Here is a 24,432-nt window from a genome sequence, read left to right on the forward strand (position 1 = left end):
ATTGAGAGGCTAGGACTTTTGTCCCAGCCTCTTGCAGTTTATTTACTATGTTTCCAATTGCTGTAAATCCCAAAAAGAATGATCCAGATGGTTGCTCCAATCGCTCCAATGTATGTTGATTCTTGCAAAAAGAGACAAACGAATACGAAGAGGAAGAAAACAATGGTCAATGGATTCAACACTTTATAGGCTGGCATGACAAAACCATCTGGCATAAATTCTTTCGATTTACGGTACTTAAGATGGGCAAGCATAGTCAAAATGTAAATAGCAATGTAGACACCAGAAGAAGAGGCCGTAATCAAGGCAAAGGCATCTGAGACACCTGGCAAGACATTGATAAAGGCAGAAACAGCAACCACAATCGCAGAAAAAATAATCGCGCGACTTGGAATCCCCATACGAGATAAGCTATTCAGTTTCAAACGATTCATCACTTTGCTGTTTGGTGTTTCTTTTGCAATCTGGTACAAGTGACGCCCTGTTGAATAGAGGGTGGAATTCAAGGAAGATGCAGCAGCTGTCAGTACAACAAAATTAATCAATCCAGCTGCCCACTTGATTCCTACCATCTGAAAGACCGTTACAAACGGTGACTTATTGACAGGAAGCTGTTGCCAAGGGAAAATAGCCATAATCGCCAACAAAGCTCCTACATAAAAGATTACAATCCGGATTGGAATTTCTTTAATAGCTTTTGGCAATACTTGGCGGGGATTAGCGGTTTCAGAAGTAGTAATTCCAACAAATTCGATTGCTTGGTAAGCAAAGAAGACCATTTGGAAGGCCATGACGAACTTGACCCAACCATTTGGAAACATTTGAAAACCATTGGTAATGTTACTTAAGCTAGCGTGTCCAGCTGGTGTTTCAAAATTCGTCGTCACCATAAAGATTCCTGTTGCGATCAAGGCTAAAATCGTGACAATCTTGATCATTCCAAACCAGAATTCAACCTCTCCAAAAACCTTCACAGCGATCAAGTTTACACAACTTAAGAGCGCTAAAAAGATAATTTGAATCTGCCAGGCTGGCCAATTTGGAAACCAAAGCTGGACATAGTTGGAAACAGCGGTGATCTCTGCCATTCCCAAAAATACCAAGGAGACCCAATAGGACCATCCTGAAAAATAACCCCAACCTTTTCCTATATACTTGGTGATAAAGTTGATAAAGGTGTGTTGATCAGGGTCCATATAGAGCATTTCTCCGATTGCCCGCATCATCAAGTACATGAAGGCGCCAGTCAGCATATAGACTAAAATAATAGAGGGCCCTGTCAAAGAAAGGGAACGACCGGCTCCAAGAAAGAGTCCTGTCCCGATGGTTCCTGCAATAGCGATCAGCTGAACATGCCGATTTTGCAGACCACGAACCATCCCATTTTCGGTTTCTTCACCAGGATGATGTTTTTTTGACATATAATTACTCCCATTCTTTTTCTGTACATTTTCAGAAAAGTATACTTCAAATTTTCATACAATCTACTATACCATGTTTTTAAAAATTGGTCAATCCAGTCCAGAATATTCTGAATTTTATAGATTAAAAAGAGTGCTGGAGTCTCTTCCAGCACTCTTTTGCTTATGAATTAGGGTCATCGAGGCTACGGCCATGCAAACCTTTTTCACGTTGCACTTGGCGTAGTTTCTCAGGTGTTACATCGTTACCTTCTTCATCCACAATTTTGATCCCTTCGATGTGGTGACGAACCGAACGACGATAACCTTCAATGTATTCTTCACGAAGTTTTGCTTGTTCCACTGCTTCTTCAGGAGTCAAACCTTCTGTTTTTTTCTTTTTAGCAAGCTCATTGATACGAGCGATTTTTTCAGGTGTCATAATAAAACCTACTTTCTACCTGTCATCAGGTACTTATTTTGTGTTCAATTGGTTGAAGGCTGCAACATTATTAGCTTTCGCTACAAGACCTGCAAGAAGGGCCAAACGGTTGTTTTTAACAGCCTCATCTTCTGCCATCACCATGGTATTGTCAAAGAAAGCATCAATGACTGGGCTCAGAGCAAAGAGTTGAGCCAATTTGTCGCTAGCTGAACCGGTCAATTCAAGCTCTTCAATCGCTTTAGCAAGGGCTTTTTCTTGATCATTTTCAAAGAGACTAGCGTCGACTGCTACTGAAGCATCTGCTTTTTCTGCCAAGTTGAAAGCACGTGAGAGGGATTCAACAGCTGCCTTGTAACCATCGGTCTTCGCAGCTTCTGAAAGAGCTTCAGCTGCTTCCAGCATATCAGCCACGACAAAGTTTGAACCAGCAAGAACAGCGTCTTTGATATCTTTTGGTGTGCGTCCCATCATCTTGTCCACACGCGCCTTGATGAAGTTGAGCACTTCTGCTTGATTGTCATAGGAAAGGCTATCAAATGAAAGTCCGTAAAGGCTATCAATCAACTCATCCATAGGGATGTGCCAACCAAAGGCATCCAAGATACGAACAATCCCTTGTGTTGCACGACGAAGTGCATAAGGGTCATTGGAACCTGATGGAATCAAGCCAACTGAGAAGAAGGAAAGAAGGGTATCCAATTTATCTGCAAGGGCAAGAATGGCACCAACCTTAGTCTCTGGAAGGGCTCCGTCTGCTGAATCAGGAAGGTAGTGCTCACGGATAGCTCTCGCAACCGCAGCATCTTCACCAGCGAGAAGGGCGTATTTTTCACCCATGATTCCTTGCAATTCATCAAACTCACCGACCATGCCCGTCAAGAGGTCAAATTTGTAGATTTCAGCTGCACGAGCGACGGCTGCCGTTTCTTCTGCAGTCAAACCAGCTTGCTCAGCTAGTGACGCTGCAATAACACCCGCACGCGCCATGTGTTCTGAAAGAGAACCAATTTTTTCATGGAAGGTCACGTTCGCCAATTTAGCAACGAGGTCTTCAATCTTAAGTTTTTGGTCTTCACGCCAGAAAAATTCACCATCTTCAAGACGTGCCACCAAGACTTTTTCATTTCCTCGGATAACATTTTCCAAGTGCTCAGCGTTCCCATTACGGACGGAGATGAAGTTTGGTTTCAGCTTACCATCAAGGTCACGTACAACAAAGTAACGTTGGTGCGTTTCCATTGAGGTCACCAAAACTTCTTCTGGAACATCCAAATATTTAGTGTCAAAACTTCCCATAAAGGCAGTTGGATATTCGACCAAGTTCAAGACTTCGTTCAAAAGTCCTTCTTCGATTTGAACTTGAACACCTTGTTCTGCTTCGATAGCCTTAATTTGCTCACGAATCATGTTTTCACGTTCTTTGCTATCCGCAATCACGTAAACCGTGCGAAGGTCTTCTTCATACGAATCCGCATTGGTAATTTCTACTTCATGTCCAAGGAAACGGTGCCCACGACTCACACGACCCGACTTAATATCCAAGAAATCAAGGTCGAGTGCTTCGTCGCCCAAAAGAACGATCAAGGTGTGAACTGGGCGAATGTATTCAAAGGTGTTGTTAGCCCAGTGCATGCTAACAGGGAAGGTCAATGAAGCAAGCACCTCTGGAAGGCCAGCCAAGACTTCTTTAGCTGGTTTTCTAGCTTCGTGCTTCGTAACATAAACGTACTCTTCACCCTTGACTTCACGGAATTCGATATCATCAACCGTCAAGCCTTTCCCACGGACGAATCCTTGAGCCGCTTTTGAGAAGTTTCCATCTGCATCCAAGGCGATTTTCTTAGAAGGTCCTTTAAAATCTTCGGTCAAATCAGATTGTTGATCTGCTAAACCAATCACACGGATAGCCAAACGGCGTGGTGTTGAGAAGGTTTGAATGCTTTCGTATGAAAGTCGGTTGTCATCCAAGAAGGCTGCCATTTTCTCACCGAGTTGTTTTTCACTTGGTGTGACAACGTAGGCTGGCAACTCTTCAAGTCCAAGTTCTACTAATAAGTTTTTTGTCATGTTTTTTCTCCGAAAAATATCTTTTTTTCCAGTTTGCCTTATGTGATTGGCACGCAAGCAACCGACTTCGTCGTTTCATTGCTAAAATTGGAGCCTAAGGTCTCCAATTTTGTCTGGTATCGTTAGTTTCTCTAACGATACCTAAATCACAGTGGCAACTGGTTCTGTAAGGTTACTCTATTAACCTATCCTATCTAATACACTCTTTTTATTCTTCCTCTTCTGCTAGGAGTTTGGCGCGTGTGGCTTCGTCGAGAAGTGGATAACCAAGTTTCTTACGTTCTGCGACGAAGGTTTTAGCTACTACACGAGCCAAGTTACGGATACGGGCAATGTAACCGGCACGTTCTGTAACGGATACTGCTCCACGAGCGTCAAGCAAGTTGAAGGTATGTGAACATTTCAAAACGTAGTCATAGGCAGGGTGAACAAGGCCTAATTCCAAAGCACGTCCTGCTTCTTTTTCAAATTTTTCGAAGTTTTCAAGAAGCATATCTTGGTCAGAAACTTCAAAGCTGTATTTTGAGTGTTCATATTCTGGTTGAAGGAAGATTTCTCCGTATTTAACGCCTGGAGCCCACTCGATATCATAAACTGAGTCTACTTCTTGGATGTAAGAAGCCAAACGTTCCAATCCATAAGTGACCTCAGAAGTTACTGGGCCAGTTGCCAACCCACCAACTTGTTGGAAGTAGGTGAACTGAGTGATTTCCATACCATCCAACCAAACTTCCCAACCAAGACCAGCTGAACCAGTTGATGGGTTTTCCCAGTTATCTTCAACGAAACGAATATCGTGTTCCAAAGGATTGATCCCCAATTTTTCCAATGACTCAAGGTAGAGTTCTTGGATATTTGATGGAGAAGGTTTCATGACCACTTGGAATTGGTGGTGTTGGTAAAGGCGGTTTGGGTTTTCTCCGTAACGACCGTCCGCTGGACGACGTGATGGCTCTACATAAGCCGCATTCCATGGTTCAGGACCAATGGCACGAAGGAAGGTATACGGACTCATGGTTCCCGCACCTTTTTCATTATCATAAGCTTGCATGAGCATACAACCCTGGTCATTCCAGTATTGTTGCAAAGTCAAAATAATTTCTTGGAAGGTTAGTTTTTTTGACATCTTCTTCTCCTTTTTATAAATTCTTGCGACATGAGTCTGCCTCGTCGATCATACGAGGCAAGACGAGTTAGTACTGCGTCTAGCTCAGGCACCAGGGTGCCTGAGCGTGGGGCAGTCCGACTGTAAGGAGGTCTCTGCCACTAACGCAGTGAAAGGTTAGTTTTTTTGACATTGAATACTCCTTATTCATAAAGTTTCTTGTGACTCAGGATACAAAAAGAACCGTGTCTCTGCTCCTAAGTCTGTGACCTAGGGGCGTCAAAAACGCGGTTCCACCCTAATTTATTACTTCATTTTATTTTACTTTACTCAGATTTTTACTGAGAGAAAGCGCCACTTGCTTACTTTGCTCTACTTGGCTCTCACTATCCCAAGCTCGCTAGAAAAACGCCGTAAGCCCTTCTTTCTTGACTAGTATTATAGCAGATTTTTAGTGACTTGTAAATTAAAATCCGCATGAAACAATCGTTTCATACGGATTTTAGGCTAACAAACAAGGTTGTTTTTCTTATGGACGTCTTGCAGCTTTTGGTTTTTTACCATGAAGTTTTTTCTTGGCATTCTTCAAGGCTGTCAAAGCATCTTTCACATCTTGTTGGCTTGCTCCTGGATTTGAAAGGATAGTTTGTGCATCCTTGAAGGCTACTAGGTAAGCTTCTTTTTCTTCATTTCCAGCATAGATGAATTTCGCATTCTTTTCTTGGAACTTCAATTCTTCCTTGATGTATTTTTCAAGGCTTGAAAAATCAGTTGCTTTCCCGTTTAATTTTCCTTCCGCACGGCTAAGCTCAGCAAGTGCTTGATTGATTTGTTCTTGTTTCACAGTTGGATCAACTGCAAGCAAGGCAACTGTTTGGAAAGCACGATCGTAGTCGCGACGTACTTTTTCTTTGGCATTGGCATAACGACCAGTTTTAGTCGTAGCATCGTAAGCCTGCATTGCTTCTTTCAAGGCCGCAACGTTTGAATCTTTCCCATCCAAAGCTTGGCTGGCAGCTTCAAGACTAGCTAGAGCTTGGTTGACTTGCTCTTGACTAACCTTGTTGGTCAAGGCTGCTTGGGCAGCTTGCAAGGCTTGATCATAGGCTTCCTTCTTATCCGCACTGGCATTGAAGTATTGCGCTGTCTTTGTAACATCTGCTTGGTTGTTCAAAGCAGCTAAGAGATCCACTTTTGAGATCACTCCAATACGATAATTGTTGTTGCGCCCTGCGACAACTGAGATCACTGGTGCTTCCTCAGCTAGTTCATAGCCTGTAGGAAGAGTTGCAACCAAGGTATATTGACCAGTTGCTACAGATTTACCAAAGCCATTTTTACCATATTTTTCAGCAGGCAAGACAAAGTTTTCACCATCTGCCCCTTTTAATACGATCGTAGCTGCTTTTGAAACCGGTTGATCAAAGCTGATGCTAACTGGCGCGTATTCCAAAGTATTAGCAAGGAAAGCGATCGTTTGGAAACTATTATCCTCTGTCAAATCAAATTCTTGCGTCAAGCTGCTGACAAATTTCACTTCTGTACGATCATACGTAAAGATTTCTGCAGTATAATGACCAAAGTTCAAGAAGTTAATATCTTTTGTCTTATCAACTGATACGTATTGACCATTGCTATCTTTGATTCGGTAAACATACATAGTATCCAAATCTTTGTTCGTTTTAGCGTCACGAACTGCAATTTGAACCCGACCACTATTTTGATCCCGAACTAAATCAGCTAGTGAAACATAATCTACGTTACCCGCAAAGTCTTCTACATAGTAGTAGATATTCTTCTTATCGATGTTTTCAGGAAGATCGAAGCTACCATCTACATTGGCCTTGATCACATGGTAATTTTCAAGCGCACGTGTACCATTCTTATCTTCACTGGTTTGGACCATTGTCCCCTGATCATCGAATGGAGTCACGTAGACGAGTTTTTCAGTTAAGATACCACCATCGCCAACATCTTTGGCTTTACGTGCTACAAACTGTTGAGCCCCATCTTTGAAACGGATATATCCAGATGTGATCACTGGTTTTTGAGTATCGACTTGAACCTTGAAGGTTGTTGATTGCTCCTCAGCTCCAGGAACCATTGGTGTGTAACGAATGACATAATCATATACACCATCTGCTACTGCTTTCCCATTTGCATCGGTACCGTTCCAAGCAGTGTTATCTAGTGTATAGCTACGTGGGTTCTTTTCATTGCCATCAAAGAAGTTCTTACGATGATCAGATGGAGTTCCTTCCCACAGTGGATTTTTATGTTCCGTATCGCTTGCTGCATAGACAGTTGCATGAAGGTTTTCAATGTTTCGAAGAGCAACCGTCTTGTATTCAACGAGATCTTTATTTCCATCTTCATTTGGTGAAATGGCAATGCGAACATTTCCATTCTCATCTAGTTGAAGAGAGTGAGTTCCTTCCGCATTTTCTTCAATACCAAGAACGGTAATCCGACGACCATCTCGTTTCCCTTGTGTAAGGAGAAGGTCATTTTGAAGGGTGACGAGCGCAGAAACATTGGCACTCGATGAGATATTCAAATCTTTTGGAACATGATAGTAGAAGCCATCTTTTCCTTCACGAACCAAATCATAGATTGGTTTTTCAACAGCTGGAAGGTTTTGGAATTCTCCCTTGAATCCCATAAATGGCAAGCTAACTACATCCCCATCATCTGCTGGATCGACAAAACGAACAAATCCTTCAAGGAAATAGCCATTTGGCATTTCTTTGCTTAATTCTTCTGTGAACTTACTTGTGTCGACTTTCACTGTAACTGTTTCAGAACTATGTGCTTTCACGGTTACTTCAGGCCAAGCAGTTTCTGTTAATTTACGTGGACGAAGGGTAAATTTACCATCCTTCACTTCATCTGTGTCTGTATTTACCAACATTTTCAAGGTACGATCGGTATCTGAAATATTGTGGACAGTGACATCAAAGGTAAAACTATCTCCAACATTACCAAGAGTGATGCTTGGATAGTTGTTTTCACCAGTCACATACAAGTCTGTTGAAACGGCCGCTGCTGTATCGACAACCCCTGCTCCTTGTTGGCGTGGAGACGTATAGACACCGGTTTCTTTGTTAACATGCGGTTTAGCCGTAGACATAATCAAGGCTTTCACAGTTGCAGACACTTGTTCAGGAGTCAATTCTGGATGGTTCTTCACAAGGTATTCTTTAACCAAGGCTGCAACACCTGCTACGTGAGGTGAGGCCATACTAGTACCACTCATATCCCCGTAGGTATTGTCATTTAAAGAAGAGAAGATATTCCCACCAGGTGCTGTGACATCTGGTTTCAACTGACCATCTGTTGTCACTCCCCAGCTTGAGAAATCAGACAATTGGTCTGCTTCTGGAGATGGACGGTTGGCCATGGTATTGTTAAAGACAACTTTGTAAGATCCAGCTTTCAGAGCTTCCCCATAGCGTTTTGAAATGAAGACAGATGGAATTTTCTTAGCATCTCCATCAATTGCCATTCCAAGGTTTGATCCTTCCACATTATTGTAGACCATAGCCCCTACTGCACCATGATGGAGGGCATTGGCAATCTTTTCTGAGAATGGAATTTCCCCGCGTTGGATAAGCGCCAATTTACCAGTAAGATCTAGATCTTTGAAATCATCTTCTTTCCCAAGACCAACTGATACATACTCATATTCTTTACCTTTTTCAAAGTCTGTATCTGTTGCAGATTTACTGTAGTCAAACTTCCCGTTATCTACTTCTGCATTACCTTCAAGGCCCTTGACTTCAAAAACCTCTGTGGTAATGATTTTATTATTGATTGAAGCAACAGAAATAGAGTCCTCTACTGTTGATGGGTTTCCGACCAAGCCGTAATCTGGATTTTCTGCAGCTGGTCTTGAATAACCATTCCCAAAAGTATTGCTATTTCCTGCAGAGATTAGGACAGATACACCTTTAGCACGCGCCCGTTTGATGGCGTCAATGATATCTGAACCTGCATTGACCGTAGAACCAGTAGAAGATCCAAGACTCATATTGATGGTATCTGCACCAAGAGCTACAGCATCATCAATTGCTTTTACATAAAGAGCAGAACCCGTTGTTTTTTGACGATCTGAAAAGACACGCATAAACATAACTTGCGCTTCTGGTGCTACACCATAGATCTTTTCTCCGTTTCCTGCTTCTTTATCAGGATTCCCTGTTGCAATCCCTGTAACGTGCATCCCATGAGAATCTCTTTCGGCCTCTTTGATATTGTCGGTCCCATCAAAGTAGTCATAAGCGTAGACAACCTTGTCGTTGTACCATTTACCATAATCGATTCCTGCCGCTTTCTTAGCAGCTTCGATTTCTTCTTGGTTTTTAAACTTAGCTTTTGAAGGATCGGTAATCCGAAGAACCTCGTGGTTCACATCCAAGCCAGAGTCGATGACGGCGACAACCATCCCTTCCCCTTTATAGCCTTGCTTCCAGGTTTGGGGAACTGTAATAATTTCGTCACTTTCGATGCTTTGAGGTTTTTCAGCTGCCTCACGGCGATTTGTAGTTTCAGAACTTGTCGCGGTAGCCACTGCTGTTGCTTTTTCTACAGGTTTTTCCGCTACTTCCGGTTTTGTTTCTGGAACAGTAGCTGCTTCTTTCGGAGCTTCTGTTTTTTCAACATGAGCTGCTTCTGTTGCATTCGTTGTCTTTTCAGCAACTGTTGCTTCTTTTGCAACTTCTACTTTCTCACTAGCAACTGCTGTATTTGCTTCTGTTGCTTGTGAATGCTCTTCTTCAGCAGGTGCCTGTTGAGTAGTGGCTACAAGCTGTGTTCCAGCACTTGTTTGGCTGGCTGCTTGTTCTTCAGCACTCGCTTGTGCAGATCCAAATACCAAAACAGCCCCTAATAAAACTGAGGCTACACCAAATTTGTATTTTCTTAATGAAAAACGTTCTTGTCTATTCATAGAAACTCCCCTTTTATTTTAATAGTAACTATTATAACGCAAAATTGTCTGAAAATTCATTCAAAAAACAAAATGTAACACAAATGTAACATTCACGAATGTTACTAACTATTAATTTATTTTCGTTCGGAAAAATGTAAATTAGTATGGGAAGGTATTATAGAACATCTGTTTTTGTTGGAGTTTTAAAATTATTTAATCATTGAAAGGATTTTAAAAACCGAGAACGAAACTGTCCTCGGTTTTTATTAATGAATAGAAATTCTCTCTTAAAAATCTTTGGTGTCCGGATCTGGTGCACCTGCTTCAACCGGAAGATGGCGAAGGAGTTCCATATCATCTGCCGTCAATTCAAAATCAAAGCAATTTAGATTACTCGCAATCCGCTCAGGTGTAACCGATTTTGGCAGTGGAAGGAAACCTTCTTGCAAACTCCAAGCCAGGGCTAGTTGAGCAACGGTTTTCCCATATTTAGTAGCCATTTCTTTTACTTGTTCATTTTGGAACAATTCTCCTTGGCCAAAAGGTCCCCAAGCCTCTAGTAAAATGCCATGCTTGCGACTCGCTGCAATAGCTTCACTTTGGTACACCCCAGGTGCTAGACGAATTTGGTTCACAGCCGGAATGACCCGAGCTGTTTCAAGGAGGGCTTCCAAATGATGAGGCAGAAAATTGCTAATACCAATAGCCCGAACCTTGCCAGAAGCTAGCATATCTTCCATTGCTCGCCAAACCTCAGCATTTCGTTGTTTCCAAGCATCATTTTCTCGAAGTGATTTTGGATTTGGCCAATGAATCAAATAAAGATCCACATAGTCCAAGCCTAGTTTCTCAAGAGACTCTTCCAAAGCAGCTTGAGCGTCTTCATAGGTGTGATGAGTATTCCAAAGTTTGGTGGTAATAAACAGGTCTTCGCGCGCAAGACCACTGTCTTTAATGGCCCGACCCACACTCTCTTCATTCTGATAAATCGCAGCTGTATCGATATGGCGATAACCTGCTTTTAAAGCAGCTAAGACAGCTTGATAGGCTTCTTCTCCATCCGCTGCTTTCCACGTCCCAAATCCCAATACAGGAATCTCCACCCCATTATTTAAACGATAATGATTCATTTTTTCTTTCCTTTCTTCGATTTCGGTTTCTTAGGCCCTCGAAGCTTAAGCTCTGGCTTAAAAATATTCTTCTTGGTTGGCTCCATCTTCTTGCTATAAAAACTATAGAGTAAAAATGCCCCACCAACGATCACAATAAAGATATTTTTTCTTACAATCCCATAGAGCAAGAAAAAAATTCCCATCAATAAAAAACGTATATCAATTGCCTTCATAAGCTACCTCACATTTCAATTCCCATTATAGCATGAAAAGACAGCATTCACAAAATTGCACTACCATCGGTAAACAAAAAGCCCCTCAAGACTGTTTAACCCCATGAATACGTCACAAAAACCTCTCTAGGTATGACTTAGAGAGGAAGTATTCTATCTTTAATTCTTGAATCTAGTTCGTAGCCTGGTAACGTTTGACCCCATCGAGATAGGTCGCAACCAGATCCAAATTTTGATCAAGAACGATGAAGTCCGCATCATATCCTTCTCGAATTTGACCACAAACATCATCAATATGGACTGATTTTGCCGGATTGAGGCTGGCCATCATCACTGCTTCGTGAGGGTTAGCAATCCCCCACTCTACAACATTTTTTAATCCATCTTTCAATTTCAAGATTGAGCCAGCTAGATTACCAGTTGATTTCAAGCGAGCAGTCCCTTCAGCAACCACGACTGGGAATTCCCCAAGCATGTAGTCCCCGTCTTCTAAGCCCCCAGCTGTCATACAGTCCGTAATCAAGGCAACATTTTCTTTGCCTTTTTGTTTCATCAGGATATCACACGCTAGTGGATCCACGTGATGGCCATCACAGATCAACTCTGCTGTAGTATGAGGCAACTCATACATGGCACCAACCATACCGAGTTCACGGTGCGTCAAACCACGCATACCATTGTAGGCATGTACCCAGACACTCGCACCTGCATCAACCGCTTTTTTAGCTTCTTCAAAAGTAGCATTGGAGTGTCCCAGAGCGACAGTCACTCCTTCTCCTGTAATGGTCCGAACAAATTCTTCCACCCCTTCACGCTCGGGAGCAAGGGCAATCTTATTCAACAGACCATTGGCAGCTTTTTGCCAAGCCCGGAATTCTTCCATACTTGGATCCTTCATATAAGATGGGTTTTGAGCTCCCTTGTATTTTTCTGTAAAATAAGGTCCTTCAAAATAAATCCCGCGAATCTTAGCTCCTGTTGCTTCTTTGTATCGTGCACCGATATTTTCAGTTACTGCCAAAAGTTGTTCGTAAGAGGAAGTCAAGGTCGTAGGCAAAAAGCTCGTAACCCCTGTACTCAAGAGCCCTTCACTCATGGTATGGAGAGTGCCTTCGATATTATTATCCATCACATCTACCCCACCAAATCCGTGAATATGGGTATCTACGAGGCCAGGCGCAATGCTGTAACCAGAATAATCCAGCACATCCGCACCTTCTGGTAAGCTTTCCACATGTTTTCCAAACTTGCCATCAACAAGCTCCAAATAGCCTCCGCGGCGAACCCCATGTGGATAATAAAATTGATCTGCTTTAATATATGTAGACATAAAATCGTCCTTTCCATTGTAGGAACTGTGTTCCATTTATATTCATACATATTATAACGCTTTCACTTCCATTTGTAAATGGTCTAGACCTATTTTTGAATAGAATCCAACAAAAAACAGAGTAAGCTTCCTACTTACTCTGTTTGACGTTCCTTAAATTTGCTCGATTTGTACTTTTTCAGCGAGATTCATGGCATGGTCTGCAACACGTGTATAGTGAGAAATGATATCAATAAAGTTTACTCCGGCTTGAGGTGTACATTCGCCTTGGTTCAAACGACGAATATGGGTTTTCCGAAGTCTTTTCTCCAACTTTTCAATTGCCTCGTGACGTGCTACCAATTGGTTTGCAAGACTCACATCATTGTTCTCAACAGCTTTTAAGGCATCCTCTACAAATTGATGGGTTTGGTTGTAAATATCTTCCAATTCAGCCAAGGCCGCTTCTGAAAAGACCACTTTCTTACGAATTAAATAATCGGTCAGATTGATCAAGGCTTCCGCGTGATCTCCAATCCGCTCCAAATCCCGTGAAGAATCCAAGATATTGGTGAGAACTTCACTTTCTCTCGGACTCAAGGCTTCACTTGACAAACGAATCAGGTAGCGAGTCAAATCATCATCAATGGTATTGATGGCTTCTTCTGTCTTATGACCCTTTTCAGCTGTTTTCTCATTTTGATGAACAATATAATCATAAGAAAGATTAAAAGCTTTGTCTGCATATCCACCTAAATGAAGCAACTCTTTTTTCGCATTTCCAAGAGCAATCGAAGGCGCTTGGGTGATCAAGTTTTCATCCAAGTAGAGCGGTTCATATTTGACAACCTCATCCTCACCAGGAATCAGCTTGGTCACAAAGTATGCCAAAGCTCCAATGAATGGGAACTGGATGATGGTATTGGTTATATTAAAGGTTCCGTGAGCAAAGGCTATGGTCATTTCTGGGGATAAATGAAGAGTCGTTTCAAACCATTGAATCAAAGAGGTAAACGGAACAAGGAAGACAAGACAGATAATGGTTCCGATAACATTAAAGGCTACATGGGCACCTGCCACACGTTTGGCCGCAATATTAGCTCCCAAGGAAGCAATGATAGCTGTAATGGTCGTTCCGATATTATCACCAAAGAGAACTGGGAGGGCTCCTTTCAGGTCAATCAAATGACTAGCATAGAGATTTTGCAAGATACCAATGGTTGCAGAAGAGGCCTGAATCAAAAGTGTTAAGCCTGATCCAACAAAGACACCCAAGATAGGACTTTTACTTAACTGCACCATATAGTCACGAAAGACTTGCAAATCTTTAAGAGGTTCCATAGCCCCACTCATCAAGTTGAGGGCAAAGAAGATACCACCGACACCAAAAACGATTCGTCCAACATTATTAACCAAACGATTTTTGGTAAAGAAGAGACAAACCGCTCCGATAAAGAGCATGGGAAGAGCGTAGTCTCCTAATTTAAAACCAATGATAAAGGAGGTAATAGTCGTTCCAATATTGGCCCCCATAACAATACCAATAGCTTGACGGAGGGTTAGAAGTCCTGCACTCACCAGACCGACCGTAATCACTGTAACCCCTGAACTCGACTGAATCAAGGCAGTCATCCCAATCCCTACTAGAACCCCTAGAAAGGGATTACTCGTATATTTATCAATATAGTATCGAAGTCGATCTCCTGCAGCCTGTTGCAAGCCTTCTCCCATGGTTTTAATACTATAGAGAAAGAGCCCCAGGCCTCCCAAAAAGTTAAATACAATTTCCTGCCAGTTAATCGACATGTTCATTCCTCCAAATTTGAGATCAGAAATAAAACTCCTCTCCTATTGTAAAGGATAATTTCCAATCACACAAGAGATTTCTGTAAATTTCTATTATTTTTTGAAACCGTTTTTTTCTTTCTGTTTTATTTTCCTCATTTTAAGAGTCAAAAAAAGTTGGAAATTTCCAACCCGAGACTGTAGACAAACTATTCTTTTTTATAAATCTAATAAATTCTATAAAAAGAAATGTTACTCGTTAGAGTGATTCAATCATCTACTGAAACTTTTCGTCGTGAGAAAAGTACCTGAAACTTAATAGTTTCAGGTACTCGGAATTATTGAGACCTTAGGCTCAATAATTAGTCATGGGACTTCGAAGAAGTTCGCTGACGTCCGTACTCACCTAAGGAAAGTTTCTAAGAAGACTTTATCTTTCAATCTGGGCGTGGAAAATTTCCAACCTCTCTAGTCTTTGTTCAAATTGCGCAACATCTCATCGATCTTATTTCCGTATTCGATAGACTCGTCTTTGACAAAAGTAAGATCCGGAATCTTGTACAGTTTCAAATTCCGACCTAATTCACGCTTGATGGTTCCTGTTGCTTTTTCAAGGCCTGTCTGAGCCTTTTGATTGTCTGAAGCCAAATCACTCATAATTGAATAATACACTTTGGCCATAGACAAATCACCTAGCATTTGAACATCCGTAATAGTAACGCCTTGAACACGCGGGTCACGGACTTTCTTTTGTAAAATCTCATTGACTTCACGCTTGATTTCCATCCCTACTCGATCTGTCCGAAAATGACTTGCCATAGGAACTCCTTTCTGCTTTGTGTTTAAAAACTAGGAAATCAGAGGAGAACCCTCTTTTTTCCTAGTCAGCTTGCTTATTTTTTAATTTCTTCCATGATGTAGGCTTCGATGGTATCATCAGTCTTGATATCATTGTAACCTTCAATCATCAATCCACCTTCACGACCATTTGTGATCTCTTTGACATCATCTTTGAAGTGTTTCAAGCTTGCAAGAGCACCATCATAGATCACGACACCGTCACGAATGACACGAACTTTGGAATCACGTGTAACCTTACCACTAAGGACCATAAATCCTCCGATAGTACCAACTTTAGAGACTTTAAAGGTTTCACGAATAACTGCTTCCCCGATGACTTTCTCTTCGAACTCAGGATCCAACATACCCTTCATGGCATCTTCCATTTCTTCAATCACTTTGTAGATAATTGAGTGAAGACGGATTTCCACCTCGTCAGCTTCAGCTTGTTGACGTGCTTGTGGAGTAGGACGGACGTTAAATCCGATGATGAAGGCATTTGAAGCTTCTGCAAGGGTCACGTCTGATTCGTTGATCGCACCAACTGCTGAGTGAACGATGGTCACTTTCACACCTTCTACTTCAATCTTTTGAAGGGAAGCAGAAAGAGCTTCAACCGAACCTTGTACATCGGCTTTAATGATGACATTAACAGATTTCACTTCCCCAGCCTTCAAGGTATCAAAGAGATTTTCAAGGCTGACGCGGTTGGTTGCTTGACGTTGTTTCATCAGAGCACGTTTGGCACGTTCTTCACCAGCTGCACGCGCTGATTTTTCATCTTCATAAACCGCGAAGTGGTCACCTGCCATTGGCGCTTCGTTCAAACCAGTGATAGAAACCGGAGTAGATGGTCCTGCAACCTTCACACGACGTCCAAGGTCATTGGTCATGGCACGGACACGTCCAAAGGTATTTCCGACAACGATTGGGTCTTGGACATTCAAGGTACCTTGTTGAACAAGGAGGGTTGCTACAGCACCTTTTCCTTTATCCAAGCGCGCTTCGATAACAGTACCGATGGCACGAACAGTTGGATCTGCTTTAAGTTCTTGGATTTCAGCCACAAGAAGGACCGTTTCCAAGAGTTCATCGATATTTTGGTTGAACTTGGCTGAGATTTCTACAAACTCAGAATCGCCACCCCAAGCAGTTGACATAACCCCATGCTCTGCCAATTCACCGATGACACGCTCTGGATTAGCTCCTGGTTTATCGATCTTGTTGATGGCCACAATGATTGGAACATTGGCAGCTTTTGAGTGGTTGATGGCTTCGATGGTCTGTGGCATCACCCCGTCATCTGCTGCTACAACCAAGATGGTAATATCGGTAACAGATGCACCACGAGCCCGCATAGAAGTAAAGGCCGCGTGTCCAGGTGTATCCAAGAAGGTAATCTTCTTACCATTTTCCACGATTTGGTAGGCACCGATGTGCTGAGTGATTCCTCCCGCTTCACCAGTTGCTACACGTGAATTACGAAGGGTATCCAAAAGGGTAGTCTTCCCGTGGTCAACGTGTCCCATGATGGTGACAACTGGTGGACGCTCTACCAACTCATCTGGATTCAAATAACCATCTTCAACGAAGAAGCGTTCGATATCGGCATTGTCTACTTCAACCTTTTTCTTGGCTTCAATTCCATAATCCACCATCAAGAGTTCAATCGTATCTCCATCCAGCGATTGGTTTTGAGTCGCCATGACTCCCATCATAAAGAGTTTCTTGACGATTTCAGCCGGTTCACGCTTGATGCGTTTTGCGATTTCTGCAACCGTCATTCCATCCGTATACTCAAATTCACTTGGTAATTCATGGAATTTACGCTCTGTTACTGGTTTTGGAGCATCATTACGGTTGTTCTTTCCTTTTTTATTTTTCTTATTGTTATTCCAGTTACTATTTCTCTGATTTCTCACTTGATTTTGACTATTTCGATTCCTTTGTTGTTTTCTTGGACCATCTTCTTCACGATCAAAATCATCGCGTTTCTTATCTGGTCGCGCTTGTTTCTTCCGACGTGTATCGACTTGAGCTGGAGCAGCAGCAACAGCTGGTTTTGTATGGTTCTCAACAGCTGGCTCCTGTACAGGTGCTTTCACTTCTGGTGCTTCTACCCGTTTCCGGCGCTGTTGACGTTCTTGTTCTGCTTTTGCAGCTTGTTGTTTGTAGCGATCTTCACTTCCACGTGCGTACTCAGCATTTTGTTCAGCTTTCAGTGCTGCTGCACGCGCTTTGAAATCAACTTTTGGTGCTACTTGGGGTTGTGCACTACGTCTTTGATCTGGTCGGTTATTGCGACGCTCAGAACCTTGATTTCGTTGTTCATTTCGCTCTTGTGGTCGTTGATTTCGGTTGTCACCATAACGCTGATTGTCCTTGCGATCGCGTTTTGGACGATTGCCTTGTTGTTTTCTACGTTCAGCCTGCTCTTTTGCACGCGCTTCTCGTTCCGCTTTAAAGTTACGACTCTTTGGTTTAGCAGCTGGCGTTACTGATTTTGTCTCAGTTGCTCCTTCTTTTTTGACGGGCGCTGCTTCTTTTTTCGCTGCGACAGCCGTTGTCTTGGCAGCCACTTCTGCTACTTTCTTTTCGACTGTTTCTTTTTTCGCTGCAAAGCTCTTGATCAACTTTTCAGCAACATCAGTATCGACACTAGATGCATGACTCTTGACGTCAAAACCTAATTCTTTCGCACGAGTGACGACTTCTTTACTTTCCTTGCCCAATTCTTTGGCAATTTCGTATAATCTTTTCTTAGACAATTGCTGTCCTCCTCTTCTATTCCATAAGAGACCTCATTTTCTTTGAAAATCCAGCATCTACAACAGCGACGACCTTACGAGAACGTCCAATTGCAGTGCTTAATTCTAGTGTTGAAAACACGGTAGATACTTGAACCTCATAATAGTGACCCTTATCTGTCACCTTTTTTGTCAGGTTACTAGCTGCATCATTTGCTAGAAAAACTAATTTTGCTTTTTCTTCCTGGATGGCTTTGATCACGAGTTCTTCTCCAGAAATGAGTTTTCCTGCTCTTTGCGCCAAACCCAACAAATTACTTATCTTTTGCTTATTCAAGGCCTAACTCTCTTCTCTTCACCTTATGATCTACATAAGCGATCAATTCATCATAGAAAGCTTCTTCCACTTCCATATTAAAGCTACGATTAAAAACTTTCTTTTTCTTAGCAAGTGCCGCTTCTTCATTGTCTAGCTTGATGTAAGCACCTCGACCATTGGCTTTGCCAGTTGGATCGATAAAGACTTGTCCTTCTTTATTTTTGACAATGCGGAGCAAATCGCGCTTATCAATAATTTCATTTGAAACGACAGATTTTCTTAAAGGGATTTTTCTTGTTTTTACCATTTTCCCTCCCTCTCTTAATCGACTTGCTCTTCGCCACTTTCTACTTGGTCTTCAAAAGTTTCTTGAGCTGCTTCCATTTCTTCGAACTCACTAGCAGATTTGATATCAATGCGGTAACCAGTCAAATGAGCCGCCAAACGAACGTTTTGACCACGACGACCGATGGCAAGAGATAGTTTATTATCTGGAACCACAACGAGAGCATGTTTGCTATCTTCATCATCAAAAATAACTTGGTCCACTTCTGCAGGAGCGATCGCATTGTAGATAAATTCAGCTGGATCTGGAACCCACTCGATGACATCGATATTTTCTTCTGTCGGAACCATACGGTCTAATTTTTGATCGTATCGAGCTGGGTGGAACTTGCTGGTAATCTTTTTAATATTCGATCCACCACGACCAACGATCGTCCCAATCGCATCTACGTTTGGATTATGGCTACGAACCGCAACTTTTGTACGATCTCCAGCTTCACGCGCTACACTCATAATCTCAACAGTTCCATCGTAGACTTCAGGAATTTCTTGTTCCATCAAACGTTTGATCATTTCAGGGTGGCTTCGGCTAACAAAGACATTGACACCACGTGGATTATCTTCTACCTTGTAGACAAATACTTCAATTCGATCATGAGATTGGAATACTTCTCCTGGAATTTGGTCTTGCTTAGACAATTGAGCTTCGATCGAACCAAGATTGACATAGATAAATCGATTGTCAAAGCGCTCCACCGTTCCACTCATGATTTCATTTTCATGTTCTTTATAAGTGTTATAGGTGATGGTGCGCGTTTGCTTACGCATTTTTTCCATGATCGTTTGTTTAGCAGATTGAGCTGCTACACGACCAAATTCAGCTGGTGCTTCTTCAAACTTGATCTTGTCACCCAACTCATAAGCAGAGCTAATGGCCAAGGCATCCTTCAAGCTGATTTCTAAACGGCTATCAAAGACCTCATCGACTACTTCACGAACCGTATAAACACGGAAATCTCCAGTTTTTTCATTGAATTCAATCGCTGCACTTTCTGATTGTCCATAACGACGGCGATAAGCTGAACGCAATGATTCTGTGACTGCTTCGATGATATCTTCTTTTTTGATCCCTTTGTCTTCTTCCAAAATGCGGAAGGCTTCTAGCATTTCTTTACTCATGTTATTCTTGCCTCTTCTATAAAGGCATCCTTTCTTTCATTCTGTTACAATTTTACAGCCAACCTTGCTTTGGACACAAGGTTATAAGGAATATCCACTGTTTTCTTCCGTGTTTTATCCATATACTCAATGGTCAAAACATCCTCTTCAAAACCTACCAAATTCCCCTCAAAGACCTTTTGCTTTTCAACAGCCTTGTACAAGCTGATATTGACGTACTTGCCAACAGCTCCCTCGAGTGCTTCCTTGGTTTTCAATGGTCTCTCCAGGCCAGGACTGGTAACCTCTAAGAGGTACTGTTCTGGAAATGGGTCTGGTTTGATTTGATCCAATAGCGGGCTAATGATTTCTGTCAAATCCGCTGTATCATTCAGTGTGATTCCTTCTGGTTTGTCTACGAAAATGCTTAAGACGTAGTCACCACCCATTTTGCCATATTCAACATCGACCAATTCAAATGGTTCCTTTATAGCTGGCTGAATCACTTCTGTTACTAAGTCAACAATTGTTGCGATGGTTGCCACCTCCTCATAGATAAGAGGCGAAGATATTTCCCCGCCTCTCCTTTTCTATTCATTTAAGGTATTATAACACGATTCCACAATGATTGCAAGGAATATGCTAAAACTGTGCTTCTACACGGTAAATGACCTGGCCTTTACTTGAGAACTTCTTCTCATATTCCGTCATGACATTGCCCTCAAAATCACTGGCATGAAGGTCTAACCAAACCCCTTTCAAGATCATACCGTATTGCGAAAAACTCACCAAGCTATATTCAAACAATCCACGATTATCTGTCTTAAAGTGAATCTCCCCATGTTCTGGAAGAATTTGCTTGAAGGTATCTAGGAAGGTCTTGTAAGTCAAACGACGCTTCTCATGACGTTTCTTAGGCCAGGGATCTGAAAAATTCAGATAGAGTTGATCAATCTCTCCATCTTCAAAATAGTTGGTCAAGCTATCCCCGTCTACCCAAAGTAATTTAATGTTAGGAACATCAGCCTCTAAGACCTTATCTAAGGCATAACTCAAGACCGATTTTTGAATATCAATTCCGATGTAGTTGATCTCTGGATTGGCCTTGGCCATCCCAGTAATAAAGGCCCCTTTTCCGCTTCCAACTTCAATATGAATGGGATGATCATTCCCGAAAATCTCATGCCATTTCCCCTTGGCATCTTCTGGATTTAGGACCACATATTGCGGATTCGCTTCTAATAATTCAGTCGCTCCCTTGCGATTTCTAACTCTCATATTTCCTTTCCATATTTCAACCGGAAATTGCGCAGAGCATAGATCTCGCGATTGACATTTTCTAAATCATTATTTTCATAGTATTTAGCAATTTGGCACAAGAAAGAGTATTGACCAAACCAATAGAGTTTATCAAATACTTTTTGATTGTACTTGTAGCCATAATAGCCTAACCAATCGCGCCAATTAGAATCTGGGATATAGTGACTCAAGATATGCGCCACATCCAACATCCGGTCTGTCAAACGAACAGAGTCCCAATCGACTAGATAAATCAAGCCACTCTCTGTCTCAATCCAGTTGCTATGACGAACATCTCCATGGACGATCGTCGCATAATCCTCCCGAAAGGCAGGCACTGTCTTACGTAAATTCTTTACGACTGATTGGATATAGTGGTTCTGACGTAGGGCAATTGGCAAATGGTTGCTCCAAGAATTGAGCAACTCTAACGGAGATTCCACCGGATAACCAAGTTTCTTTAATTGGGTCATCAAAGGTCTAGATCGGTGCAATCTCGTTAAAATATTGACCACTTGCTTTTTCGACATTCCATTTGGAGTTAGAATTTCCCCATTCAACCATTCTTGGGCACTCATCACATTTCCATCCGGCAAGCGGCGACTCCATAACAATTGAGGAGCAATCTGTTCTTTTGCTAGACCCGCAAGGATTGGGGTCGTATTCATTTTTACAAAAACGCGCCCGCCATCTGGGTAAGTCCCCATGTAGGCCTTCCCACTCTTCCCAGGAATTGGGGTGAGGCTTAGCTCTTTTTCATTCGAGTCCATCTTTTCCTCCGTAAAAAGTTTCCAATCTATTTTACTAATTTTAACGATTTTCGTCAACCAAGCGCGTCATCTTAAATGGAAGATAAAGCAGGGTTAAAGCAACTGTATAAGCCAATAAGCCCAACAACAGGACTTTATCTGAAATAAAGACCAGGCCAATCCCCCCTTCTATCACCGTTATCATGCTCATGACCAGCTGAATCATTTTGTTCAACCCTGCCTTTTTACTGCCCTTTTTCATCGGGAAAAGGAGGGTCAACGGTTGGTAATCAAAAGCACTATAAAGCCCCAGTAATTGAAAAATAACCAAGTAATTGAGCAAGGCTACAAGGGCAATCACTACGAGAGGCTGGGGAATAAAGATGATAGCAAGAATGGAAAGAGCCAAGAGTCGTAGAGTCATAGAGAAAAGATCTCCATTCCGTAGGAAGGAGCGCATATATAAGTAAAGCCAAGTATTCCCATGTGTTTTGGGAAGAAGCCCTAAGAAACCATCCAAGTAAGCTCTTCTTTTGACACTGTTGGTAATGCCCTTCACCGTTGTAAACAAGGCAAAGAAGCGAAGGATCAATTGTTTCCTTGCATTCTCACGAGCAATGGCCAAGGACCAATTTAAATTTCCATCCTGGTAGAAACGCGCTTCCTTCCAGCTAAAAACAGCCCCTTTAGCCACCCCTAAGACAAGGATATAAGCTACAATAGCAAGTTTATCCAGCCCCGTTGCAAGAAGAAGAGGAACAAATAATAGAAGGACAAAACTTTGAATCAAAAACCAAAACACAAAAGACTTCTTGGCCTGCCCTTTGATATAACGTTTCACTTCCTCTTCCTTTACTAAAAGGAATAAGGCATCGGGCTTCTCTAAGTAGGTCGCAATAGAGCCTATCGGAACCAAGAGGAGCAAACCAATCAAGAGACTCCAGCGGATCAGGCTTGTATCTTTGGGTAGATCTTGCAAGAATTGGCTGTATTGAACCGCCAGAAATCCTATGAAAATCAGCATAAAGAGGACGAAATGATCATTGAGAACATAGCGGCTATATTTTACACATTGAGTTCGAAACGTTTCTTGCCGTTTTTTCATCAACTCTTTCATGCTGTTTCCTCTTCTGTCAAGGTCATGTAGATATCATTTAGACTTGCTTTCTCATCCCCAAAAGTTGAACGCAGCTCGTCCAAGGTCCCTTTTGCTCGGATCTGCCCTTTATGGAGGATCACAAAACCATCACACATCTTTTCAGCCGAATCCAGTACGTGGGTACTCATCAAAATCGATTTTCCTTTTGCTTTCTCATCGGCCAATAACTGAATCAAATCTGCAATTGCAACAGGATCCAATCCCAAAAAGGGTTCATCGACAATATAAAGACTTGGATCCACTGCATAGGCGCAAATAATCATGACCTTTTGCTTCATCCCTTTTGAAAACTGGGTCGGGAACCAATCTAATTTTTCAGCCAAACGAAATCGTTCCAACAAAGGCTGGACGCGCACCATGACCTGCTCCATGTCTAAATCATAGGCCATAGCTACGGTCTCGATATGCTCTCTCAAGGTTAATTCTTCATATAGACTAGGGGTTTCTGGAATATAACCAATTTTCTTGCGGTATTCCGTTGGAGCTTCTGGCAGACTCAAGCCGTCAATCCGTACTTCCCCAGCATAAGGATGCAGGAGACCAATAATTTCATTAATCGTGGTTGACTTCCCAGCTCCATTTAGTCCAATCAAACCAATCAGTTGGCCATCCGGAACTGAAAAACTCACCTCTTTCAGGACAGGGATGTTGACATAGCCCCCTGTCAACTTGTTGATTTCTAACATATTTTCTCCGATTTCTGGTATAATGTTCTTATATTATAACAAAATTTAGTCTAAATGAGGTGTATTTATGGTTGACGATTGTATTTTTTGTAAGATTATAGCTGGCGACATTCCTTCCTCCAAAGTCTATGAGGACGAGGAAGTCCTCGCGTTTTTGGACATCTCTCAGGTTACACCCGGTCATACGTTAGTGGTTCCAAAAAAACACGCTCGCAATCTCTTAGAGATGGACGAAACCGCCACAGCTCAACTATTTGCACGTGTCTCTAAAGTTGCAAAAAAAGTAGAAGCTGCTACCCAAGCTAAGGGAATGAATGTCATCAGCAACATGGAAGAAGTTTCTGGACAAACCGTTTTTCACACACATGTCCACATTATCCCTCGCTATTCCGATCAAGATGAGCTTGCCATTTCATTTACTGAACACGAGCCTAATTTTGAACAACTAGCAGTTCTTGCAGAAACCATCAAAAACAGTTAAAAAGGAGGCCATATGAAACTCAAAAATCTCTTTTGGTTTGCAACAGGAGCTAGCATTAGCTACCACTTAGTAAAAAACCGCAAAGAAATCAAAACAGAGGTGACTGAATCCAGCCAATTGGTCAAGGGAATTCAAGATAACCTAGCAAAAATCCAACGCAATCTGGATATTATCCAAGACCAAAAAACCAATCTTCAAGAATTGGTAACGGATTTCCAATACAAAACCAAACTATTTAGTCAACAAGCAACAGCCTCTCTAAAAGAAATTCAAGACATCTGGCAACCAAGTAAAAACGATTGAGAAAACTCAATCGTTTTTTT

The 24,432-nt window shown here is 42.0% G+C and carries 20 protein-coding genes and 2 pseudogenes; 2 read left to right on the forward strand and 20 right to left on the reverse strand.

The features are described 5' to 3' along the window. Positions 1-38: 38 nt before the first annotated feature. The 20 genes and pseudogenes from O3646_RS08925 to O3646_RS09020 all read right to left on the reverse strand — a co-directional run bounded on the left by O3646_RS08925 (position 39) and on the right by O3646_RS09020 (position 23,628). Complete coding sequence (locus tag O3646_RS08925; RefSeq protein WP_049490975.1) at positions 39-1,421, reverse strand: amino acid permease; 1,383 nt, start codon at positions 1,419-1,421, stop codon at positions 39-41. A 163-nt stretch (positions 1,422-1,584) separates the two neighbouring features. Further along, positions 1,585-1,842: a DUF896 family protein gene (locus O3646_RS08930; protein ID WP_003012632.1), complete on the reverse strand. Its 258-nt coding sequence runs from the start codon at positions 1,840-1,842 to the stop codon at positions 1,585-1,587. Between the two features lie 33 nt (positions 1,843-1,875). Further along, entirely contained in the window at positions 1,876-3,912 is a 2,037-nt protein-coding gene (glyS, locus tag O3646_RS08935) for a glycine--tRNA ligase subunit beta (RefSeq protein WP_371610792.1), read from the reverse strand. A 208-nt stretch (positions 3,913-4,120) separates the two neighbouring features. Beyond that, positions 4,121-5,038: a glycine--tRNA ligase subunit alpha gene (glyQ, locus tag O3646_RS08940; RefSeq protein WP_002886077.1), complete on the reverse strand. Its 918-nt coding sequence runs from the start codon at positions 5,036-5,038 to the stop codon at positions 4,121-4,123. Positions 5,039-5,546: 508 nt separating this feature from the next. Beyond that, positions 5,547-9,965 (reverse strand): S8 family serine peptidase, encoded by a 4,419-nt coding sequence (locus O3646_RS08945; RefSeq protein WP_371610793.1) that lies wholly within the window; start codon positions 9,963-9,965, stop codon positions 5,547-5,549. A 269-nt stretch (positions 9,966-10,234) separates the two neighbouring features. Further along, positions 10,235-11,077 carry an aldo/keto reductase gene (locus O3646_RS08950; RefSeq protein WP_371610794.1) on the reverse strand — a complete coding sequence of 281 codons (843 nt, stop codon included), beginning with the start codon at positions 11,075-11,077 and terminating at the stop codon, positions 10,235-10,237. Continuing rightward, the gene (locus tag O3646_RS08955) at positions 11,074-11,292 is read right to left on the reverse strand and encodes a hypothetical protein (RefSeq protein ID WP_003018530.1); all 219 of its coding nucleotides are present in this window, start codon (positions 11,290-11,292) and stop codon (positions 11,074-11,076) included. The genes O3646_RS08950 and O3646_RS08955 overlap by 4 nt, the downstream gene beginning before the upstream one ends. A 172-nt stretch (positions 11,293-11,464) precedes the next feature. Next, on the reverse strand, positions 11,465-12,622 hold the full coding sequence (gene nagA, locus O3646_RS08960) for an N-acetylglucosamine-6-phosphate deacetylase (RefSeq protein ID WP_042760248.1): 1,158 nt from the start codon (positions 12,620-12,622) through the stop codon (positions 11,465-11,467). Positions 12,623-12,775: 153 nt separating this feature from the next. Continuing rightward, the gene (locus tag O3646_RS08965; protein WP_037608308.1) at positions 12,776-14,407 is read right to left on the reverse strand and encodes a Na/Pi cotransporter family protein; all 1,632 of its coding nucleotides are present in this window, start codon (positions 14,405-14,407) and stop codon (positions 12,776-12,778) included. Positions 14,408-14,854: 447 nt separating this feature from the next. After that, positions 14,855-15,205 carry a 30S ribosome-binding factor RbfA gene (rbfA, locus tag O3646_RS08970; RefSeq protein WP_003003976.1) on the reverse strand — a complete coding sequence of 117 codons (351 nt, stop codon included), beginning with the start codon at positions 15,203-15,205 and terminating at the stop codon, positions 14,855-14,857. Between the two features lie 74 nt (positions 15,206-15,279). Further along, positions 15,280-17,772, reverse strand: a pseudogene (gene infB / locus O3646_RS08975) (translation initiation factor IF-2); the annotation flags it as partial. Between the two features lie 98 nt (positions 17,773-17,870). Further along, a pseudogene (locus O3646_RS08980) lies at positions 17,871-17,994 on the reverse strand (translation initiation factor IF-2 N-terminal domain-containing protein); the annotation flags it as partial. A 16-nt stretch (positions 17,995-18,010) separates the two neighbouring features. Further along, positions 18,011-18,310, reverse strand: coding sequence for a YlxQ-related RNA-binding protein (locus O3646_RS08985; RefSeq protein WP_045760253.1), 300 nt, complete (start codon positions 18,308-18,310; stop codon positions 18,011-18,013). Next, positions 18,303-18,599 (reverse strand): RNase P modulator RnpM, encoded by a 297-nt coding sequence (gene rnpM / locus O3646_RS08990; protein WP_003010401.1) that lies wholly within the window; start codon positions 18,597-18,599, stop codon positions 18,303-18,305. Before rnpM ends, O3646_RS08985 begins: the two co-directional genes overlap by 8 nt. Before the next feature lie 14 nt (positions 18,600-18,613). Continuing rightward, on the reverse strand, positions 18,614-19,756 hold the full coding sequence (gene nusA / locus O3646_RS08995) for a transcription termination factor NusA (RefSeq protein WP_003010402.1): 1,143 nt from the start codon (positions 19,754-19,756) through the stop codon (positions 18,614-18,616). Positions 19,757-19,800: 44 nt separating this feature from the next. Then, entirely contained in the window at positions 19,801-20,280 is a 480-nt protein-coding gene (rimP, locus tag O3646_RS09000; RefSeq protein ID WP_003018457.1) for a ribosome maturation factor RimP, read from the reverse strand. Positions 20,281-20,377: 97 nt separating this feature from the next. Then, positions 20,378-21,013: a tRNA (guanosine(46)-N7)-methyltransferase TrmB gene (gene trmB / locus O3646_RS09005; protein WP_014712710.1), complete on the reverse strand. Its 636-nt coding sequence runs from the start codon at positions 21,011-21,013 to the stop codon at positions 20,378-20,380. Further along, positions 21,010-21,804, reverse strand: coding sequence for a cell cycle regulator CcrZ (gene ccrZ / locus O3646_RS09010; protein WP_003018442.1), 795 nt, complete (start codon positions 21,802-21,804; stop codon positions 21,010-21,012). The genes trmB and ccrZ overlap by 4 nt, the downstream gene beginning before the upstream one ends. Positions 21,805-21,844: 40 nt before the next feature. Then, on the reverse strand, positions 21,845-22,900 hold the full coding sequence (locus O3646_RS09015; RefSeq protein ID WP_371605627.1) for an ABC transporter permease: 1,056 nt from the start codon (positions 22,898-22,900) through the stop codon (positions 21,845-21,847). Further along, positions 22,897-23,628 (reverse strand): ABC transporter ATP-binding protein, encoded by a 732-nt coding sequence (locus tag O3646_RS09020; protein WP_070589996.1) that lies wholly within the window; start codon positions 23,626-23,628, stop codon positions 22,897-22,899. The genes O3646_RS09015 and O3646_RS09020 overlap by 4 nt, the downstream gene beginning before the upstream one ends. A gap of 67 nt (positions 23,629-23,695) precedes the next feature. On the opposite strand from O3646_RS09020, the gene O3646_RS09025 reads away from it, so the two are divergent. After that, on the forward strand, positions 23,696-24,109 hold the full coding sequence (locus O3646_RS09025) for an HIT family protein (RefSeq protein WP_003010414.1): 414 nt from the start codon (positions 23,696-23,698) through the stop codon (positions 24,107-24,109). Positions 24,110-24,121: 12 nt separating this feature from the next. Next, positions 24,122-24,412 (forward strand): hypothetical protein, encoded by a 291-nt coding sequence (locus tag O3646_RS09030; protein ID WP_003012641.1) that lies wholly within the window; start codon positions 24,122-24,124, stop codon positions 24,410-24,412. Positions 24,413-24,432 lie beyond the last annotated feature (20 nt).

The sequence above is a fragment of the Streptococcus sp. 27098_8_148 genome (genome assembly GCF_041432105.1).
GTDB lineage: Bacteria > Bacillota > Bacilli > Lactobacillales > Streptococcaceae > Streptococcus > Streptococcus parasanguinis_AE.

Bases quoted from the DNA above. Each gene is read 5' to 3' on its own strand.
- O3646_RS08925 (WP_049490975.1), bottom strand. From the start codon at position 1,421: ATGTCAAAAAAACATCATCCTGGTGAAGAAACCGAAAATGGGATGGTT.
- O3646_RS08930 (WP_003012632.1), bottom strand. From the start codon at position 1,842: ATGACACCTGAAAAAATCGCTCGTATCAATGAGCTTGCTAAAAAGAAA.
- glyS (WP_371610792.1), bottom strand. From the start codon at position 3,912: ATGACAAAAAACTTATTAGTAGAACTTGGACTTGAAGAGTTGCCAGCC.
- glyQ (WP_002886077.1), bottom strand. From the start codon at position 5,038: ATGTCAAAAAAACTAACCTTCCAAGAAATTATTTTGACTTTGCAACAA.
- O3646_RS08945 (WP_371610793.1), bottom strand. From the start codon at position 9,965: ATGAATAGACAAGAACGTTTTTCATTAAGAAAATACAAATTTGGTGTA.
- O3646_RS08950 (WP_371610794.1), bottom strand. From the start codon at position 11,077: ATGAATCATTATCGTTTAAATAATGGGGTGGAGATTCCTGTATTGGGA.
- O3646_RS08955 (WP_003018530.1), bottom strand. From the start codon at position 11,292: ATGAAGGCAATTGATATACGTTTTTTATTGATGGGAATTTTTTTCTTG.
- nagA (WP_042760248.1), bottom strand. From the start codon at position 12,622: ATGTCTACATATATTAAAGCAGATCAATTTTATTATCCACATGGGGTT.
- O3646_RS08965 (WP_037608308.1), bottom strand. From the start codon at position 14,407: ATGTCGATTAACTGGCAGGAAATTGTATTTAACTTTTTGGGAGGCCTG.
- rbfA (WP_003003976.1), bottom strand. From the start codon at position 15,205: ATGGCAAGTCATTTTCGGACAGATCGAGTAGGGATGGAAATCAAGCGT.
- rnpM (WP_003010401.1), bottom strand. From the start codon at position 18,599: ATGGTAAAAACAAGAAAAATCCCTTTAAGAAAATCTGTCGTTTCAAAT.
- nusA (WP_003010402.1), bottom strand. From the start codon at position 19,756: ATGAGTAAAGAAATGCTAGAAGCCTTCCGCATTTTGGAAGAAGACAAA.
- trmB (WP_014712710.1), bottom strand. From the start codon at position 21,013: ATGAGAGTTAGAAATCGCAAGGGAGCGACTGAATTATTAGAAGCGAAT.
- ccrZ (WP_003018442.1), bottom strand. From the start codon at position 21,804: ATGGACTCGAATGAAAAAGAGCTAAGCCTCACCCCAATTCCTGGGAAG.
- O3646_RS09015 (WP_371605627.1), bottom strand. From the start codon at position 22,900: ATGAAAGAGTTGATGAAAAAACGGCAAGAAACGTTTCGAACTCAATGT.
- O3646_RS09020 (WP_070589996.1), bottom strand. From the start codon at position 23,628: ATGTTAGAAATCAACAAGTTGACAGGGGGCTATGTCAACATCCCTGTC.
- O3646_RS09025 (WP_003010414.1), top strand. From the start codon at position 23,696: ATGGTTGACGATTGTATTTTTTGTAAGATTATAGCTGGCGACATTCCT.
- O3646_RS09030 (WP_003012641.1), top strand. From the start codon at position 24,122: ATGAAACTCAAAAATCTCTTTTGGTTTGCAACAGGAGCTAGCATTAGC.